The organism is Streptomyces sp. 5K101, assembly GCF_046506645.1.
In the GTDB taxonomy this organism is placed as follows: domain Bacteria; phylum Actinomycetota; class Actinomycetes; order Streptomycetales; family Streptomycetaceae; genus Streptomyces.
This window is the reverse complement of sequence record NZ_JBKFFO010000069.1, coordinates 1-695: the sequence shown is the minus strand read 5'-3', so window position 1 is coordinate 695 and position 695 is coordinate 1. Positions and strand designations below refer to the sequence as shown.

Annotated in this window: 1 protein-coding gene and 1 pseudogene; one reads left to right on the top strand and one right to left on the bottom strand. The window is 66.8% G+C overall.

Annotated features, from left to right (window positions below):
* Positions 1-326: pseudogene (locus ACLB9X_RS34395) on the bottom strand (hypothetical protein); the annotation flags it as partial.
* 243 nt (positions 327-569) lie between these two features.
* Here ACLB9X_RS34395 and ACLB9X_RS34390 point away from each other — a divergent pair.
* Positions 570-695, top strand: a 126-nt coding sequence (locus tag ACLB9X_RS34390; RefSeq protein WP_410364343.1) for a ClpX C4-type zinc finger protein, incomplete at its 3' end; no start/stop codon positions are given.

The following is a 695-nucleotide window of genomic DNA, read 5'->3' as shown; positions in this document are numbered from 1 at the left end:
ATCATCGACAACCCGACCGTCGCGACGGTGAAGATGGCGGTGTTGCGCAGCACCTGGTGCGCGTTGGCGTCGTGCAGCCACGTCGAGTAGTTCTGCAGACCGATGTAGTTGAGCGTCGGCGCCGACAGCGTCCAGTCGGTGAACGACAACCGGATGTTGTCGATCAGTGGTCGGTAGGTGAACACGGCCAACAGCGCGAGGTTGGGCAGCAGCAGCGCTGCCGCCGTCAACCATTCACCGACGGGCCGGCCGCGGCGTGGCGGCGGGGGGCCGAGGGGCGCGGGCGGGTGCGCCTGCGGCGAGAGCGTGGGGGGGTCTTCGAGCACGCGCAAAGGTTGTCCTGGCAAGGTGTCCTGGAAATGAACAACAGGTGTTGGTCGTGTGTCCATTTGAGAGTGATTCGCGACGCGAGGCGTGCGGGGACTCCGCGTCCGTTGCGCCCAGCGCGAACAGCCTTGGCCGGCGCCCGCCACGCGGGATTCAATGAGGGGCAGCGAGGGCCCCGTCGACTACCGTCGTCGGGTACGCACACCCGTCTCGCGGCGGGTCGCTCGACGAAGGGATGACGGATGGCACGCGTGGGAGAGAGCGGCGACCTGCTCAAGTGCTCGTTCTGTGGCAAGAGCCAGAAGTCGGTCAAGAAGCTCATCGCCGGCCCGGGCGTCTACATCTGCGACGAGTGCATCGACCTGTGC